The following is a 17064-nucleotide window of genomic DNA, read 5'->3' on the forward strand; positions in this document are numbered from 1 at the left end:
CCGAGGGCGCGAACAGTCGTTCGCTCCCCCGCCCGTACGGGGTCATTCGGTCGTACAGGACAAGCTTGACGGGGTCCGGACAGATCCGCGCGGTCGGAGCAGTGTCCTAATCACACCTCACTCGGTTAGATGAGTGTGGAGACCAGAACGCCCCGCACACCGACGGGGGACCGATCGTCGGGATTCGACGACACCCCCGTGCTGAGCATGGTGAAGGTGCCGAGCGATCCGGCGCAGGTCATCGTCAATCACGCAAGCTTCCGCGTGCGGTTGGGCGCGTCCACGCGGCGCGGCCCGTCCCCACGGCTCGTCCGGTACTCGGGTATCGCGCAGAGCGGCCTGCACATGCCCGCCGCCGGTTCGGCGGACAGAGCCGCAGAGGCCGACGGCCGCCGGAGGCCCGTCGTCTGGAGTGGCAGGTCCGCACCCGACGACACCGGCGCCCACCGGCTGCTGCAGGCCGTACGGAGCTCGAGCGTGCGCCACGGCGACGACCCGACGGTCGACGCGCGGGCGACCCGGGTCATCCCGCGCATCGGAGTCGAGGACCTGCCGGGTGCCGGCGGCTACGGCGACGACCAGACCCTGCCGTCGCCGGTCATCGGCGCCCCCCGCGGTCACCGTCGCGGCGAGACCCGGCTGCTCCCGCAGATGCGGAGCGCCGGCAGTGCGTACGACGAACCCGCCTATGCTGCGCCCGGCTACGACGACCCCGCCTACGGTGGACCCGATCACTCCCGATCCCCCTACGACGACGCCCGGTTCGCGGACGGCGCGGAAGCCGGGGGGCGGGAGCCGCGGGCGCGGCGGCACGGCGGGGACCATGTGCGGCACGCCTATTACCCCGGCCGCCGTATGAACCTCGGTGTGGTGCTGCTGCCCCTGCGCGTCTTCCTCGGCTCGATCTCGGTCTACTCGGGCATGGGCAAGCTCTGCGACCCCGTCTACTTCGACGGTGGCAAGCGGGGCTCGATGACCACATGGCTCAACTCGCTGCACCCCTGGGAAGCGGCCGAGCCGCTGCGGCAGTTCGCACTCCACCACCCCGTCGGCACGGGGCTGGTCATCGCCTTCCTCCAGGTGATCGTCGGCGTGCTCACGGTCCTCGGCCTGTGGCAGCGGGTCGCGGCCTCGGCAGGGGCGCTGCTCGCGGCCGCCCTGATCGTCACGGTGAGCTGGCACACCACCCCGTCGTACGACACGCCCGACATCATCTATCTCGCCGCCTGGTCGCCGCTGATCATCGCCGGGGCGCCCGTGTACTCCGTGGACGCGCGGCTCGCGGGCGGCGCGTGGCGCAGGCTCGGGCCGCGGGCGGACATCTGGGAGCTGCGGCAGTACGTACTGCGGCGCGGGGCGCTCGTGACGGCGCTCGTGACCGGCGTGACGCTGCTGGTCGGATCGCTCCTCGGCGGGGCGGTGCGGGACGCGGACCGCGTGGTCGTACCAGGACCCGGCGACGCGCCGCGCAACGAACTGCCCGGTTCGCCGCTGCCCGAGACGCCGGGCGAGCAGCAGCACAAGGCCGGCCCTTCGGCCTCGCGTTCCCCGGCGTCCCCGCAGGGCACGTCGTCGCCGTCCGGCCCGGCCCGGACCCCGGACGCGCCCGGTGCGACCGGCACGGTCTCGGGCGGTCGGCCGAGCCAGACGCAGGGCAGCGGTGGCCAGGTCCCGCCGCGCCACTCGGCGCCGGCACAGCAGGCGCCGAGCACGAGCGCGGGCCCGTCGTCCTCGGGCGGCAGTGGCACGGGCGGCCCCTCGGGCGGAGCGAGCGGCGGCGGAAGCAGTGGTGGAGGCCACGGCGGAGGGAGCGGCTCGGGGGGCTCCGAGCACCTGGTGGGCGGCCTGCTGGGGTAGTTGGGCCGGTTCACCCGAAAGGGGCCCCCGCACACTCGGTGTGCGGGGGCCCCTTTCGGGTGAGCACGTGCGGGACGACGCCTCCGGCGGAACCTCAACGCACCAGCGTCGCCAGCTCCTTCGCCGCCTCGGTGAGGTCCTTCGCGGTGTCGATGGCCCGCCAGTACGCGCCTTGAGGGATGGGGAAGCCGGCCAGACGGCGCTCCCGGGCCAGCCGGGGGAAGGTGGTGCGCTCGTGGTCGCCGCGCTCGGGGAGCATCTCGGCGAACTCGGCGGAGAAGACGTAGACACCCGCGTTGATCTCGAACGTGGACGGCGGGGCCTCGATGAAGTCGGTGACGCGCCCGAAGCCGTCCGTCTTGACCGCGCCCCACGGGATGCGCGGGCGCGCCAGGGCGAGGGTGGCGACCGCGCCGCGCTCGGTGTGGAAGTCCGCCATGTCGCGCAGCGAGAACCGGGTCCAGATGTCGCCGTTCGTCGCGTACCAGGGCCGGTCGGGATGCGGGAGGTGCCCGGCGGCGTACCGCAGGCCGCCACCGCGGCCGAGCGGCTCCGATTCGACGACCGTCGTGACGCGGACGGGCAGGTCCGACGTGTCCAGCCACTTCTGCAGGACGTCGGCGAGATGACCGCAGGAGACGACGACGTCGGTGACGCCTTCCTCGGCGAGCCAGGTGAGCTGGTGTCCGATGATCGGGGTCCCGGTGCCCGGGATCTCCACCATCGGCTTCGGCCGGTCGTCGGTGTACGGGCGCAACCGGGAGCCCTGGCCACCGGCCAGGATGACGGCTTGGACGGGGCGCGCGGCGGCGTTCGGATCGGTCATGACCGAACTGTACGTCGCGCGTCCCGTCCTCATTCGGGGCTGTCGAGGGCCCTCAGCCGTGCTGTGCGGCGACGCCCGAGGCGAAGGAGGTGTCGCAGACCGGACGGGCGTAGGACTGGGCGCGTGAGGGGCCGTACACGCGGACGGCGGCGCGTCCCAGCGCGCGGGCGATGGCGACGCAGTGCTTCGCGAGCGAGGGGCGGTCGTTGACGGCCTGCTGGAGGTGGGTGAGCGCGGTGCCCGGGTCCTTCTCCTGAAGCTCCAGCAGCAGCCTGTCGCGCAGTGTGTCCTGCGGCGCACGGGAGGAGGCGCGTGTCGAGACGTCTCCGGAGGAGGCGGCGAGCACCGAGTTGGAAGGGGCTCCCGACCAGTTGACGCGGGCGACCGCGAGGGTCCCGGACAGCACCAGGACGACGGGCAGTACGAGGGCGAGGGTGCGCCCGATGCGGCGGGCGGGGCCACGGCCGCACCGTGTCCGAGGAGTAGTGGTGTGCTTCACGCGAGTGAGGGTAGCGCGGGGTAGTGATTTGGCGACAATTAGTCACCGGTTCGGGGGATGAAGAAGCGACGATTTCCGGGTAGGGGGTTGACGCACTCAGGTGAAATGCCTCTTATGTTGGGGTATTTGTCGACAACGAAGAGGGCCCCGCAGTGGTCTGCGGGGCCCTCTTCGTCAGTGCCGGGAGGCATGACCCGCCGTGGGGCGGATCGGTGCGGTGCGTCCGGTGGGCGGAGCTCAGTCGGAGAGACGCTCGCCGGTCGAGGTCGAGAACACGTGGGTCTCGCCCGGACGCGGCACGACGTGCAGCTGCGCGCCCTTCTCGGGAACCTGGCGGCCGCCGACACGGACGACGAGGTCCTTGGTCTCGCCGCCGACCTCGGCCGCGCCGTAGACGTAGCCGTCGGCGCCGAGCTCCTCGACGACGTTCACGGAGACGGCGAGGCCCGCCGGGGCGTCCTCGGTGTCCTTGGACAGGGACGCGGCGGCTTCACCGTTGTGCTCCACCACGTCGAAGTGCTCGGGGCGGACGCCCACGGTCACCGTGCGGTCGCCCCTGTCGGCCGCGGCCTTCAGCGCCTCGCGGTTCACCGGCACCACGCTGTTGCCGAACTTCACGCCGCCGTCGGTGATCGGGACCTCGACCAGGTTCATGGCCGGGGAACCGATGAAGCCGGCGACGAAGAGGTTGGCCGGGCGGTCGTACATGTTCCGCGGCGAGTCCACCTGCTGGAGGAGACCGTCCTTGAGCACGGCCACGCGGTCGCCCATCGTCATGGCCTCGACCTGGTCGTGGGTGACGTAGACGGTGGTGATGCCGAGGCGGCGCTGCAGGGACGCGATCTGCGTACGGGTGGAGACACGGAGCTTGGCGTCGAGGTTCGACAGCGGCTCGTCCATGAGGAACACCTGCGGCTCGCGCACGATGGCGCGGCCCATGGCGACACGCTGGCGCTGACCACCGGAGAGCGCCTTCGGCTTGCGGTCCAGGTACTCGGTGAGGTCGAGGATCTTCGCGGCCTCCTCGACCTTCTTGCGGATCTCCGCCTTGTTCACGCCGGCGATCTTGAGCGCGAAGCCCATGTTGTCGGCGACGGACATGTGCGGGTAGAGCGCGTAGTTCTGGAACACCATGGCGATGTCCCGGTCCTTGGGCGGCAGGTGCGTGACGTCGCGGTCACCGATGTGGATGGTTCCGGAGTTCACGTCCTCGAGCCCCGCCAGCATGCGGAGCGAGGTGGACTTGCCGCAGCCGGACGGGCCGACCAGGACGAGGAACTCCCCGTCCTCGATCTGGATGTCGAGCGAGTCGACGGCGGGCTTCTGGGAACCGGGGTAGATCCGGGTCGCCTTGTCGAACGAGACAGTGGCCATGGTGAATGGGCCCCCTTCACCGGCAGGAACGTGCCGGACGATCCGTTGTAAAGGTGGTTGCCACTACGGGGTTCCGTCGTGGTGGTGTAGTCCACACGGGTGAACTGGTTCAGGACCGTACCTGGCGTTCACCGCTATGTCAGTACCTGGGGGACTGTGAACTTCGCGGAAATTTTCGACGGGCACGGTCCGGGACCTGGGTACACTGCTCGGGCACGCCCGTGCGCGCCTCCTTAGCTCAGCTGGTCAGAGCGCCGCTCTTGTAAAGCGAAGGTCGTCGGTTCGAATCCGACAGGGGGCTCTTGTGCCCAGCAGTACCAACGCCCCGGACCATGATCGGTCCGGGGCGTTCGACATCCACGGGTGCCGTCGAGCATGGCGGTCGCTCATAGTCGAGGCAGTGTCTGCGCGGGCGGTCCAGGCGGCTGATGACCTTGCGCTGTGTGTCCGATGTCACGTGGGTGAAGCCAGGAGTGTTCCGGTGCTGCAGCGAGCACTCTGCGTTTCCAAGCCCCCAGGATCGGGCTCCGCCCAAACCGGCGAGCTGTCCCAGAAAAAGATCAAGACGATCCCCGGCTGGGCATGGGCGGTCGTCATCGGGTCGCCCTGACGCCGGCGGACCGCTCGGGCCGGGAGTCTCAACAACCCTGCAGGCAACGGCAGGTGACGTCCTCGGCGGTTCAACAAACCCGTTGATCCCGTGTCGTAGGCAGACACTAGAGTTCGATGTGTTGCGTGATGTTCACAGCAACCGCACAAAGAGCGCGGCTTGCCTCCGGATGTCCGGGGCGGCGAGGCCGCGCCATTCCCGTGGGGGGAACCCAGCATTGAGAACACGCTCTGTGGTGTCGGCGGCCGTGTCCGCCGCACTGGGCGCCGCACTCCTCGCCGCGCCAGCGCTGGCGTACGCGGCCGACGTCGGCACGCCCGGGCAGGACCCGGCGGTCACCGCGACCGCGAGCCCGACGGCCGATTCGACGCCGGCGGACCCGCCCACCAGCGCCCCGTCCGACACTCCTTCGGACACCCCGATGCCGTCCGCCCCGCCAATCGGCGAACCGTCGGACACCTCGACCCCGTCCGACCCGCCCTCCGGCGACCCGACGCCCGCCCCGAGCAGCAGCGCGCCTGCCGACGGCACCGGCGCCCCGGTGTTCGGCGACGTAGGCTCCGACCCGTCCGACACCGGCTTCCTGACGGTCGCCGTCTCCTCCGACTCGGCGATCACCGAGGTGTCCGCCGAGCTGACGGAGCTGCACGGCACGGACCCGGCGACCGTCGCGGTCACCGGCTTCACGCTCGTCTCAGGCACACCGCGGGACGGCATCTGGCGCTCGCCGCGCATGTCGCAACTGCCTTCGTACGGCAGCTACGACGTGACGGTCAGCGCCCAGGACAGCGACGGCGACAGCACCTCGGCGGCGGGCGCCACCACCGTGGACGTCGAGCCGAAGCCGGTCTTCGCCGACCGCAGCATCAGCCCCGCCGTGCTGGACGTGGAGCACACGCACGTCACGCTCAGCGGCCGCATCTCGCTTTTCGACCCGATCACCGGTGACACCTCGCCGCTGGCCGGCAAGGATCTGAGCGTGACGGCCGAGTACGCCTACAGCGCCGTCACCGCCGCCGACGGCAGCTACTCGATCGACGTGGCGCCGCGGCTGAACGGCGAGAACGCCACGTCGGTGCCGGTCTCGCTCTCCTTCTGGATCGCCAACCCCGACGGCACGAACACCTATGTGCTCGTCGACAGCAAGACCCTGCCGGTCGTGGTCAGCCCGAGCCGGATTCGGCTGGACCACTCCGGCGTGCAGATCAAGTACGGCACCAAGGCGTCCTCATCCGGCGTCGTGGAGTACTTGTACGACGGCACCTGGCGTCCGGCCAAGGGCGTCGCGCTCGAGATGGGCTACTACGCCACGGCGACCAGCGGTACCGGCGGGCGCTTCACGCTCACCTACCCGTACGTGCCGTCCGACGACGGCACGTTCACGGTCGAGACCAGCCTCGACAGCTACCTGGCCGACCCGTATCTGACCGCCTCGCACGCGCAGTTCAAGGTCGACGTCATCAACCGGACCAACATCTGCTTCTGTTCGAGCTGGATTGACGAGTACTCCAACCTGCACATCCAGGGCAGCATGAACGGCAGCAACGGCAAGGTGCCGCCGAACCGGAAGCTGTACCTCCAGCAGTCGGCCGACGGCAAGTCCGGCTGGAAGTCGCTCGGCTGGTTCACCGCGAAGTCCGACGGCACCTTCAACCTCGACGGGCACGTGTCGGTGCCGAAGGGCTACTGGCGGCTGTACTCGGCGGGGTCGTCGGACTACCAGCCCGGCTACTCCAACTCCGTGCACTTCAACCGCACCGCCACCAGGATCAGCGGCTTCAACGCCGGTCCCGAGCCGGTGCGCAAGGGCCACACCGTGACCACCACCGGCACCTTGCAGCGGCTGAGCGGCACGAAGTGGGTGGCGTTCGGCAAGCAGCGCGTCTACATCCTCTTCCAGGCCAAGGGCAAAAAGTCCTGGACGCAGTTGGGCTCGGTCAAGGCTGACTCGCACGGCCACTTCACCGCCCGCTTCACCGCGAAGCAGGACGGCACCTGGGTCGGGGTCTACCTCGCGTCCGGCTCCTACGTGGACGCCGAGAGCTACCACGACTACGTGGACGTGCGCTGAGCAGCCCTGTGCGAGGACCACCGCGAAGGGCGCCCCGGGAACCTCCGGGGCGCCCTTCGGCATTGCGGCGGGTCTGCCACGTGCAGGGCTCCGGTCCGCGCCCGGGTCAACGGGGGCGCGACGCTCAGCCGGAGGGTGTGGTGGTTCGATGTTGCGCCCCTGAGGTGAAGCCACCTCAGGGGGAGGGCCCGAGCCGACCAGCACCGTCTGACGGCGAACTTCCAGGATCTCGGCGTGGCCGTCAGTTCAGTGGCACCCGGCGAGCTTGATGCTGAGCTGGGCACCGAGTTCCCGAAATCCCAAGGCGGCCGCAACCCGCCGGGACGCGAGTGGCCGGGCCCGCCATTGCGGCAGCAGTCCGGCAGCGAGTGCATGCGTCACGGCTGCCGAAGCCGCCACCCTGGCGAAGCCTCGTCCTCGCCAGGCAGGATCGGTCAGCACGCTGAGATGCGCGACCCTCCCGGGCCAGGACCGGTATCCGGCAGCGGCCACCACCCTGCCGCCCACGCGCATCACGAAGGCCGACGAGGTGATCTCTCCGAGAGCGGCCTCCCCGGCGCCGTCCTCGCCCGCGGCCTCCTCCAGGTTTCGAAGTGCAGGGTGGTCACTCGGGAGTTGCCGCGCAGCCGGGGGTCCCGGCGAGGCCGGGAGGAATGCGTCCGGGGACACGTAGGACAACGTCGCCGGGCCGAGCGCCTCGGCCACGGGCAGGACCTCACGGACCGCGTCGGCATCGGTGACCGACGCCATGGGCAGCGCCGCCAGTCCATCCCGGACCAGGGCAGCCGATGGCTCCGTGGGAGCGGTGACGACGGCTGCACCGCCCAGGGACACCACGCCCACCCAGCCGGGAGGGCACAGACTCGACTTGGGCGAGGCGACGACGCTGACCCCTCCCCCCGCTACGAACGACACGGGCGCTGCCGCAAGGCCCTCCCACAACACACGGGCCTTGGCCAGCAGCGGGTCTATCGGCATGGTCGAATCCTGTCGGTTCTGAGTGGGGTGTCGCAGAGGTCCGGTCAACCTGGCCTGGTTGCGAACCGGCCTCGCCTCGACATCAGCCGACTTTCCCGGTTCCGTCTCGTCCAACAGCGGGCATCGGCACGTGCACGGCAGTGCCCAAAAATCATTGGGCGCACGCGGCCGTAGCGGACCAGGATGCAGACGTGGCCTTCATGACTGTTCGAGGAAGCGCCGAGCGGGGTCCGTACCGCTGCCCCTGCTGCGGATTCATCACCCTGTCCGAGCGTGGAGCGTTCGAGATCTGTGATGTCTGCTACTGGGAGGACGACGGCCAGGACGAGCAGGACGCCGATGAGGTGCATGGAGGCCCCAACCACGACCTCAGCCTGCGGCAGGCGCGCCGCAACTTCGCGGCGATCGGCGCATGCAACGAGTACTGCACCCAGTTCGTACGCGCACCGCGGTCCGAGGAGCACCCGGACAGCGGCACGCGGCATGGAACGGGCACGCTCTACTCGTGGCCTTGATGTCCAGAGGCCCCTCCACGCAATCGCGGTGACCAGCACGTCGCTCCCCTTCCCTCACTTGATCATTCGGAATTCGGGGTGGTCGAGCCAGGCGGTCAGAAACTCCCGGTCGCCGACGTGGCCGTATCCGCAGCTGCCCGCCTCCGTGGCGTACGGCCGCGACGCCGCGCAGGCGGTTCTGGAACGGGCACGGGTGCCGGTCCTCGACTCGGGATGAAGCCGTGCCACCCGTGTCACGGGGTGTACAGCGACTGCAGCCGGGTCACCCGGCCGTTGCCGTCGAACGTCAGGTCGAAGCCCAGTCCTTCGAGGAACGTCGGGGACTGGCGCTTCATCCGTCTGACGAACTCGGCCTGGGAGTAGGGGTAGGGGACCGAGTTGTCCCCCAGCGGGACCGACAGCAGTATCCGGCTGCCCGTGGCCATGGACACGGTGCTGTAGGGCCCCCGGCCCGGAATGATCAGCCAGGCCTCGATGTCGCCGGTTGCGGGCTGCTTCCGGGCCGTTCGGACCGACAGGTAGGTCCGTCCGTCGCTGATCCAGGCATCGGTGATCTGCATGAACTGCTTGGTGTCCGCCCAGCGCCCCGGAGCTCCCGCTGCCGCCGTCGGGTCCGGCGCCGTTGTCGGGGCTGCCGCGGAGGCCGAGGCGGACGCCGAAACCGAAACCGAAACCGAAGCCGTCGCCGTCGTCGAGGCCGTCGAGGTGGCCGGTGTCGTCACCGCGGCGGGGGCCGAGGTGTCCGCCCGGTTTTGGGCGCCGCCCTCCGAACAGGCGGTGAGGACAAGGGCGGCGAGGGCGAGAGCGGTGGCTCCGGCGGCGCTTCGGCGGCGTGAGATGAGCATGGTCTGCGTCCCATCGGGTCGGGTGCGGTCGGGATACACGGGCACTACGCGGTGCCGCACCCTGCGGGTTACACCGGGAATGTCATGAAGGCGTAACAGCTCATCGGGGGATCACCCGGTCTCCCGCAGGGACTCCACACGCCCTTCGTTGTCGTAGTCGATCCAGAACGTCCAGCGCGGGCCGTCCGCCAGCCGGTCGACCAGTTGACCGAGCTGCATGTCCGCGGGGTGCCCGCCGGAGAGCCGCCGTGTCTCGACGAGAGTCGCACGCGGCAGCGTCAGTGCGTGCACAACGCCGGTGGGGGAAGCGGTGCCCCGGATCGCGCCGCGGAGCTGCCGGACCGTGACGCGCACGGTGTCGCCCTCGGATACTGCGCCGTAGACATAACCCAGTTCGCTGGCGTACTCCTCGCCCGGGCCGGGCGACGGACGCACGAAGGGAGGCGGAGCCGGCACCGGTGTGGCCGTGGGCGGCTGGGGCCCGTGGGCGGATCCGGCCAGCGCCAGTCCACCCGCCACCAGCGCGGCGGCCAGTGACGCGACGGCGGTCACCAGAGTCGTCCGCCTGCGTCGCAGCCGCTGCTCGCCACGGGCTCGCACCCGGTGCGCGGCAAGCGGCACCGTATGGCTCCTTCCCGACTCGGCGAGTTCGGCGAGGCGCCATCCCAGTTCGGTCTCGTCAGCCATGCTCCCCCTCCGGCAGTCGCCCCGCCCGGGGATCCAGCTCCGTATCGGACAGCAGACGGGCCAGAGTTGCCCGTCCGCGGCTCAGGTGCACCTTGACCGTACCGACCGGAGAGCCGGTCTCGGCGGCAACCTGTTCCACCGACATATCGCACAGGTGGTGCAGGACCACGGCACGCCGCTGAGCCTCGGGAAGTCGCCGCAGCGCCTCGACCAGCACCACGTGGTGTGGCTCGGGTGGTGGTACGGCGGGAGGCGGCCCCTGCCGGCGGGCCAGAGCGAGGGCGGTGCGGACCCGCCTCCACCGGCTGACCGCCAGTCGCCACGCCACGGTGCGCACCCACGCCTCGGGTGCGCCGTGCAGATCCAGCTGCGCCCGGCGTTCCCAGGCCCGGGCGAAAGCCTCGTGCACCACGTCCTGCGACTCCGCGAGGTCGCCCGTCATCGCGTAGAGCTGGCCTATGAGACGGCCGACGCTCGCGGTGTAGAAGGCGTCGAACTCACGCTCATCCACGCCCCGTTCCGGGGGATACTCGGGCTGCCGCATGCCTCTTCCCGTTTCGGACCCCGGTGGATCCCAGGCACCCGGGTGCTCGACGATGCGCACCCTATCGTGCCGCCCGGAACCGGCGCCCTCGTACCGAGGCGACGTCGGCGCGGTACCCACCCGGACCGTGAAGGCCACCTCTTCAGGTGACGGCCCGGTCCGTCCGGAGGACCGACGTCAGGACCGCCCGCAACGTCGCCTCCGGGTCCGCCGTGGTCCGCTCCGCCCGCCACGCCACGAACCCGTCCGGCCGCACCAGGACCGCGCCCCCGGGCGTGGTGCCGTGGACCCGCGCCCAGTCGGCCCGCTCCTCGTCGTCCTCGTCGCAGATCAGGTCCGCGCCGTCGGGATGCGTGCCGATCCGGTGGGCGACTAGTCGCACGGGGCCCCGGACCGCGACCCGGCGGGCGGATTCGTGCCATCCCGCCCCGCCCCGTGCGTCGCTGAGCAGCACCATGGAGCGCTCGTACAGGTCGAGCGTGGACAGTCGTGTGCCGGAGCGGCGCAGCCACATATGGGGTGCGCGGCTTCCCGGGTCACCGGTCAGCCGCGCAGTGGCAGGCACAACCGTTCGGGCCGGATCGGTGCCCACGACCGCGCCGTCGGGGTAGCGGTGGCCCAGGACGAGGTTGAGCAGGCCGCTCGGCCTCTCGCCGGCCCCCACGCTGCGGGCCGGTGCGAAGCCCGGGTGTCCGTGCTCCACCGACCGGGCCGACGCGCGGGCGCCCGTGGCCAGCGCGACCGGCCGGCGCTCGGTGTCGTAGGTCTCCAGCAGTCCGGGCCCCGCCCAGCCGCCGAGGACGGCGGCCAGCTTCCAGGCCAGGTTGTGGGCGTCCTGGATGCCGGTGTTGGAACCGAACGCCCCCGTGGGGGACATCTCGTGGGCGGAGTCCCCGGCGAGGAACACCCGGCCGACGGCGAACCGCTCCGCGACGCGTTCGGCGGCGTGCCAGGGCGCCTTGCCGGTGATCTCCACATCGAGGCCCCTGACCCCGGTGGCCCGGCGGATGTGCCGCGCGCACCGTTCGTCGGTGAACTCCTCGGGCCTTTCGCCCCGCTCCGGGTGCCAGGGGACGTGGAAGACCCAGTTCTCCTTGTTGTCGACGGGCAGGAGGGCCCCGTCGGCGTCGGGCCCGATGAGGTAGCAGCAGAGGAAGCGCCGGTCGCCGACCGCGTCCGCGAGCAGCCGGGAGCGGAAGGTGACGCTCACATTGGCGAAGAGGTCACCGGGTCCGGTCTGCGTGATGCCGAGGCTTCTGCGGACCGGGCTGCGCGGGCCGTCGGCCGCGACGAGGTAGTCCGCGCGGACGGTGTACCGCCGCCCGGTGGTCCCGTCGAGCACGACCGCGGTCACTCCTTCGGGGTCCTGCACGAAGGATTCGAGTTCATGGGAGTACCTGAGGTCGCCGCCGAGTTCGCGGGCGCTGTCCAGCAGGACGGGCTCCAGGTCGTTCTGGCTGCACAGGCACCAGGTGGCGGGGCTCAGCCGGGCGAGTCCGCCGTCCGGGTCGATGTGCCTGAACAGCCATGCGCCGGCGTCGCCGAGAAGTGACGGGGCCTGCAGGATGCCGTGGTTGTCCGTCAGCAGCGACGCCGCCGTTCTGACGTCCTGTTCGATGCCGGCCACCCGGAACAGTTCCATCGTTCGTGCGTTGTTGCCTCGTCCACGCGGGTGGACGGAGGTTCCCGGGTGGCGCTCGACGAGGGTGTGCCGTACTCCGTGACGGCCCAGGAAAAGGGATGCGGACAGGCCCACCAGGGAGCCGCCGACGATCAGGACCGGAACCCGGTGGTCGGCTTCTTCGCGCATCGATGCCTCCCGGAGCAGAGGAGCGGGTGCGGGGGCGCCCCGCAGTTTCCATGCCCTTCGGGGAGCGGGTCCGTGTGTCCAGTCACCCACGTGGTTCATACGAGTCGCGCACTCTCTGCGACCGGCACACGATCGAGGAACGCTGACGTCGCGTCACCCGCGGCTCGACGTTGACCTCTGCCCCGCGAAGGAGAAGTGCTCAGGATGACCACAACGTCTGAACGTGTCTCAGAACCGCTGACGCGACAGGTGTCGAGACGGGTCTCCCAGTCCGTCTTCGACGGCTCTCCACTCCGTGTCGTGCTGCTCGTGGACGTCTACGACGGAGCCCAGCAGCAGTTTCTTGAAGCCTACGAACAGCTGTGCAGTCAGGTCGCGTCCGTACCCGGACACGTCAGCGACCAGCTCTGTCAGTCGATCGAGAACCCGTCCCAGTGGCTCATCACCAGCGAGTGGGAGAGTGCTCCGCCCTTCCTCGACTGGGTGAACAGCGAGGAGCACGTGCAGATGGTGCGGCCGCTGCACAGCTGTGTCCGGGACACCCGTTCGCTGCGCTTCCACATCGTGCGCGAGACGGGACGCCAGATGCCGTCCGCCTCCGCCACGCGCCGGCTCCAGGAGGCACCCCGGATCGGCGACGGCAAGATCCGCCATGCGCTCACCTTCACCGTCAGGCCGGGCAGCGAGCGGGAGGTCGCCAAGATCCTTCAGGGCTACGCCTCCCCCGAGGCGCGGGTCGACGACACCACCCGGCTCTGCCGCACCTCGCTGTTCATGCACGGCAACCGGGTCGTGCGGGCCATCGAGGTGGAGGGCGACCTGCTCACGGCGCTGCGCCATGTCGCCCGGCAGCCCGAGGTGCGTGCCGTCGAGGAGGCGATCAACCCGTACCTGGAGGAGGAGCGCGACCTCAACGACGCCGAGGCCGCCAGGGTCTTCTTCACCCGTGCGGCGGTCCCGGCCGTACACCACGTGACGGGCGGTCAGGACTGCACCGAGGCGGAGCGGTACGCCCTCCACTACCCGGCCAAGCACGGCCGCGGGATGGAGCTGGCCCGGCTGCTGGCGCGGCAGGACGAGGCGGCGGCGGACGACCCGCGCAGCCCGATCTGCGGCAGCACGATCTTCCATCGCGACGACATCGTGGTGCGCCTGATCGATGTGAGGGACAGCCTCGAGGCCGAGCCCGCGCTGTCCCTCGGCCTGACGGACACCGCACAGGTGGCCGAGCTGACGACCCTTCTCGACGGCGCCGCCGCCGACACAGGGAGCGGCGACCTCGCGCGCTTCCTCACGCTCGCCCGCATGGACCTCATCACCGACCGCCGGTCGTCGCCCGAAGCCTGACGGCACCCGCCGGGCACGGCGGTCACGCCCAGGTCGGCGCAGCACCCCAACGGAGGAAACCGACGTGATCAAAACCCGTCCCAAGATCGTGGATCTCAGCGAGACCGAGCACAACCGCAGACGCGGCGGCGATCTGCGCGCCATGCTCACCCCGGCCACGGTCGGCTCCACCAGCGGCTTCATGGGCGTGGCCATCGTGCAGCCCGGCGACCGCATCGGCGAGCACTACCACCCGTACTCCGAGGAGTTCGTCTACGTCATCTGCGGGAAGCTGGAGGTGGACCTGGACGGCGAGCCTCACCCGCTGCGGCCCGAGCAGGGACTCATGATCCCCGCCTTCATGCGGCACCGCTTCCGCAACGTCGGCGACGAGGAGGCCCGTCTCGTCTTCCACCTCGGTCCCCTGGCGCCGCGGCCGCAGCTCGGCCACGTGGACACGGAGGAGACCGACTCCGTCGCGGTGGCGGCGGGTGCGGAAGGTGCCGGGCAGGCCGACCGAGGTCAGGTCCGGTCATGACCCGGCGCGTGGCGGTCACCGGCATAGGCGTCGTGGCACCGGGCGGCATCGGCGCACCGGCGTTCTGGGATCTGCTCGCCAACGGCCGTACCGCGACGCGGGGCATCACCTTCTTCGACCCGACCGGCCTCCGTTCGCGGATCGCCGCCGAGTGCGACTTCGACCCGGCGGCCCACGGGCTGGACGCGGAGCAGATCGAACGTGCCGACCGGTACATCCAGTTCGCCCTCGTCGCCGGCGAGGAAGCCGTACGGGACGCCGGCCTCGACCTCGTCCGGGAGAACCCCTGGCGGATCGGGGTCTCCCTGGGGACCGCGGTCGGCGGCACCACCCGGCTGGAGCACGACTACGTCCTGGTCAGCCATGGTGGGCAGCGTTGGGACGTGGACCACCATGAGGCGCAGCCCCAGCTGCACCGGGCGTTCTCTCCGAGCACGCTCGCCTCGGCGGTGGCCGAACGCTTCGGCGCCCACGGACCCGTGCAGACCGTCTCCACGGGCTGCACCTCCGGGCTCGACGCGGTCGGATACGCCTTCCACACCGTCGAGGAGGGCCGGGCCGACATCTGCATCGCCGGTGCGTCGGACTCGCCGATCTCACCGATCACCATGGCCTGCTTCGACGCGATCAAGGCGACGTCGCCGAACAACGACGATCCCGCTCACGCCTCCCGTCCCTTCGACAACAACCGTGACGGTTTCGTCATGGGCGAGGGCGGCGCGGTGCTCGTCCTGGAGGAGCTGGAACACGCGCGCGCCCGCGGAGCGCATGTGTACTGCGAGATCAGCGGCTACGCGACCTTCGGCAACGCGTATCACATGACCGGTCTGACCAGCGAGGGTCTCGAGATGGCCCGGGCGATCGAGGACGCCCTCGACCACTCCCGTCTCGACGGCTCGGCGATCGACTACGTCAACGCGCACGGCTCGGGCACACGGCAGAACGACCGGCACGAGACAGCCGCGGTGAAGAGGGCACTGGGCCATCACGCCTACGACACACCCATGAGCTCCATCAAGTCCATGGTGGGTCACTCCCTTGGGGCGATCGGCGCGATCGAGGTCGTGGCCTGCGTACTGGCCCTGAAGCACCAGGCCGTACCGCCGACCGCGAACTACGAGACGCCGGACCCCGAGTGCGACCTGGACTACGTGCCCCGGGTCGCCCGCGAGCGGAAGCTGAACAGCGTGCTCTCCGTGGGGAGCGGGTTCGGCGGCTTCCAGTCCGCGGTCGTCCTGAACCGGCCGAGGGAGAGGACAGGATGAGCGCATTCCACCGAAGGCGCGCTGCCGTCACCGGAATTGGCGTCGTCGCGCCCAACGGAACGAACACCGACACCTTCTGGAAGTCCACCCGGGAGGGAATGAGCGTTCTGGACCGGATCACCCGCGAAGGCTGCGATCATCTGCCGCTGCGGGTGGCCGGCGAAGTCCGCGCCTTCGAGCCGTCGGCGGCGGTCGAGGAGCGCTTCCTCGTCCAGACCGACCGGTTCACCCACTTCGGGATGGCCGCGGCCGATCTGGCGCTGGAGGAGGCCCGGATCGGCCGGGACACCGTCGCGCAATCGCCGTTCTCCCTGGGTGTGGTCACCGCTGCCGGGTCCGGCGGCGGTGAGTTCGGCCAGCGCGAACTGCAGCAGCTGTGGGGCAAGGGAAGCCGCTTCGTCGGTCCCTACCAGTCCATCGCCTGGTTCTACGCGGCCAGCACCGGCCAGATCTCCATCCGGCGGGGGCTCAAGGGCCCCTGCTCGGTCGTCGCCGCCGACGAGGCAGGAGGCCTGGACGCCCTCGCGCACGCCGCACGGGCCGTGGAACGGGGCACCGACGTGATGGTGGCCGGTTCGACCGAGGCACCGCTGGCGCCCTACTCGATGGTCTGCCAGCTCGGCTACGAGGAACTCAGCACGTCCGACGACCCGGCGCGGGCCTACCGCCCGTTCACCACCGGGGCCTGCGGGTTCGTACCCGCGGAGGGCGGCGCCATGTTCGTCGTGGAGGATGAGGCGGCGGCCCGTGAGCGGGGCGCGCAGGTGCGGGCCACCGTCGCCGGACATGCGTCGACCTTCACCGGGGCCTCCCGCTGGGAGCTCTCCCGGGAGGGACTCGTCCAGGCGATCCGCGGTGCCCTGGACGAGGCCGGCTGTGCGCCCGAGGAGATCGACGTGGTCTTCGCGGACGCCCTCGGTGTGCCGGAGGCGGACCGTGCCGAGGCGCTGGCCATCGCCGACGTCCTCGGTGCGCACGGCAGACGTGTGCCCGTCACGGCGCCCAAGACGGGCACCGGCCGTGGCTATTGCGCGGCGCCCGTACTGGACGCCGCTGCGGCGGTGCTCGCGATGGAGCACGGCCTGATCCCGCCCACGCCCAACGTTTTCGACATCTGCCATGACCTCGACCTGGTGACCACCCGTGCCCGCGCCGCGGATCTGCGCACGGCGCTGATCCTCAGCCGCGGACTCATGGGGTCGAACTCGGCGCTCGTGCTGCGGCACGGCGCCGCCGAGTGAGTCGGCTCTCGGCACCGGCCGCGGTGCCCCGCAGGCGAACGACCGAAAGAGGCGACGTCTCGAAGTGAGGCCGCCCTG

16 protein-coding genes and 1 tRNA gene are annotated in these 17064 nt (G+C 70.7%); 8 read left to right on the top strand and 9 right to left on the bottom strand.

The window, feature by feature from the left end; all coding sequences use genetic code 11:
• Positions 1–129: 129 nt before the first annotated feature.
• The gene (locus ADL25_RS08220; RefSeq protein WP_107116548.1) at positions 130–1857 is read left to right on the top strand and encodes a DoxX family protein; all 1728 of its coding nucleotides are present in this window, start codon (positions 130–132) and stop codon (positions 1855–1857) included.
• 94 nt (positions 1858–1951) lie between these two features.
• Here ADL25_RS08220 and ADL25_RS08225 read toward each other — a convergent pair whose 3' ends face one another.
• The 3 genes from ADL25_RS08225 to ADL25_RS08235 form a co-directional block, all read right to left on the bottom strand.
• Positions 1952–2683, bottom strand: a complete 732-nt coding sequence (locus tag ADL25_RS08225) for a nucleotidyltransferase family protein (RefSeq protein ID WP_059126985.1) — start codon at positions 2681–2683, stop codon at positions 1952–1954.
• Between the two features lie 52 nt (positions 2684–2735).
• A complete protein-coding gene (locus tag ADL25_RS08230; RefSeq protein ID WP_059126986.1) occupies positions 2736–3182 on the bottom strand; it encodes a hypothetical protein in 447 nt (148 codons plus the stop codon).
• Between the two features lie 237 nt (positions 3183–3419).
• Positions 3420–4556, bottom strand: a complete 1137-nt coding sequence (locus tag ADL25_RS08235; RefSeq protein WP_059126987.1) for an ABC transporter ATP-binding protein — start codon at positions 4554–4556, stop codon at positions 3420–3422.
• 227 nt (positions 4557–4783) lie between these two features.
• Between ADL25_RS08235 and ADL25_RS08240 the strand changes: the two genes are divergently transcribed.
• Both ADL25_RS08240 and ADL25_RS08245 read left to right on the top strand, forming a co-directional pair.
• A tRNA-Thr gene (locus ADL25_RS08240) sits at positions 4784–4857 on the top strand.
• Between the two features lie 526 nt (positions 4858–5383).
• Positions 5384–7237 carry a hypothetical protein gene (locus ADL25_RS08245; protein WP_159044900.1) on the top strand — a complete coding sequence of 618 codons (1854 nt, stop codon included), beginning with the start codon at positions 5384–5386 and terminating at the stop codon, positions 7235–7237.
• Positions 7238–7483: 246 nt separating this feature from the next.
• On the opposite strand, the gene ADL25_RS08250 is transcribed toward ADL25_RS08245, so the two are convergent.
• On the bottom strand, positions 7484–8215 hold the full coding sequence (locus ADL25_RS08250) for a GNAT family N-acetyltransferase (protein WP_059126989.1): 732 nt from the start codon (positions 8213–8215) through the stop codon (positions 7484–7486).
• 200 nt (positions 8216–8415) lie between these two features.
• Between ADL25_RS08250 and ADL25_RS08255 the strand changes: the two genes are divergently transcribed.
• Positions 8416–8730: a CPCC family cysteine-rich protein gene (locus tag ADL25_RS08255; RefSeq protein ID WP_059127117.1), complete on the top strand. Its 315-nt coding sequence runs from the start codon at positions 8416–8418 to the stop codon at positions 8728–8730.
• Between the two features lie 54 nt (positions 8731–8784).
• Here the strand turns inward: ADL25_RS08255 and ADL25_RS52145 are convergent, their stop codons facing one another.
• The 5 genes from ADL25_RS52145 to ADL25_RS08280 form a co-directional block, all read right to left on the bottom strand.
• Complete coding sequence (locus ADL25_RS52145; RefSeq protein WP_059126990.1) at positions 8785–8967, bottom strand: DUF6368 family protein; 183 nt, start codon at positions 8965–8967, stop codon at positions 8785–8787.
• Positions 8964–9575, bottom strand: coding sequence for a hypothetical protein (locus tag ADL25_RS08265; protein ID WP_059126991.1), 612 nt, complete (start codon positions 9573–9575; stop codon positions 8964–8966). The genes ADL25_RS52145 and ADL25_RS08265 overlap by 4 nt, the downstream gene beginning before the upstream one ends.
• Positions 9576–9686: 111 nt before the next feature.
• Complete coding sequence (locus ADL25_RS49710; RefSeq protein ID WP_059126992.1) at positions 9687–10262, bottom strand: hypothetical protein; 576 nt, start codon at positions 10260–10262, stop codon at positions 9687–9689.
• On the bottom strand, positions 10255–10806 hold the full coding sequence (locus tag ADL25_RS08275; protein WP_059126993.1) for a SigE family RNA polymerase sigma factor: 552 nt from the start codon (positions 10804–10806) through the stop codon (positions 10255–10257). The genes ADL25_RS49710 and ADL25_RS08275 overlap by 8 nt, the downstream gene beginning before the upstream one ends.
• A gap of 142 nt (positions 10807–10948) precedes the next feature.
• Positions 10949–12616 carry an FAD-dependent oxidoreductase gene (locus ADL25_RS08280; protein WP_059126994.1) on the bottom strand — a complete coding sequence of 556 codons (1668 nt, stop codon included), beginning with the start codon at positions 12614–12616 and terminating at the stop codon, positions 10949–10951.
• A 204-nt stretch (positions 12617–12820) separates the two neighbouring features.
• Here ADL25_RS08280 and ADL25_RS08285 point away from each other — a divergent pair, with 204 nt between their 5' ends.
• From ADL25_RS08285 to ADL25_RS08300, 4 genes are all read left to right on the top strand, one after another.
• On the top strand, positions 12821–13963 hold the full coding sequence (locus tag ADL25_RS08285) for a SchA/CurD-like domain-containing protein (protein WP_059126995.1): 1143 nt from the start codon (positions 12821–12823) through the stop codon (positions 13961–13963).
• Between the two features lie 64 nt (positions 13964–14027).
• Positions 14028–14480 (top strand): cupin domain-containing protein, encoded by a 453-nt coding sequence (locus ADL25_RS08290; protein WP_059126996.1) that lies wholly within the window; start codon positions 14028–14030, stop codon positions 14478–14480.
• Positions 14477–15745, top strand: a complete 1269-nt coding sequence (locus ADL25_RS08295; RefSeq protein ID WP_059126997.1) for a beta-ketoacyl-[acyl-carrier-protein] synthase family protein — start codon at positions 14477–14479, stop codon at positions 15743–15745. The genes ADL25_RS08290 and ADL25_RS08295 overlap by 4 nt, the downstream gene beginning before the upstream one ends.
• Entirely contained in the window at positions 15742–16986 is a 1245-nt protein-coding gene (locus ADL25_RS08300; protein ID WP_059126998.1) for a ketosynthase chain-length factor, read from the top strand. The genes ADL25_RS08295 and ADL25_RS08300 overlap by 4 nt, the downstream gene beginning before the upstream one ends.
• Positions 16987–17064: the final 78 nt, after the last annotated feature.

This window comes from Streptomyces sp. NRRL F-5122 (genome assembly GCF_001507435.1).
Lineage (GTDB): Bacteria > Actinomycetota > Actinomycetes > Streptomycetales > Streptomycetaceae > Streptomyces > Streptomyces lannensis.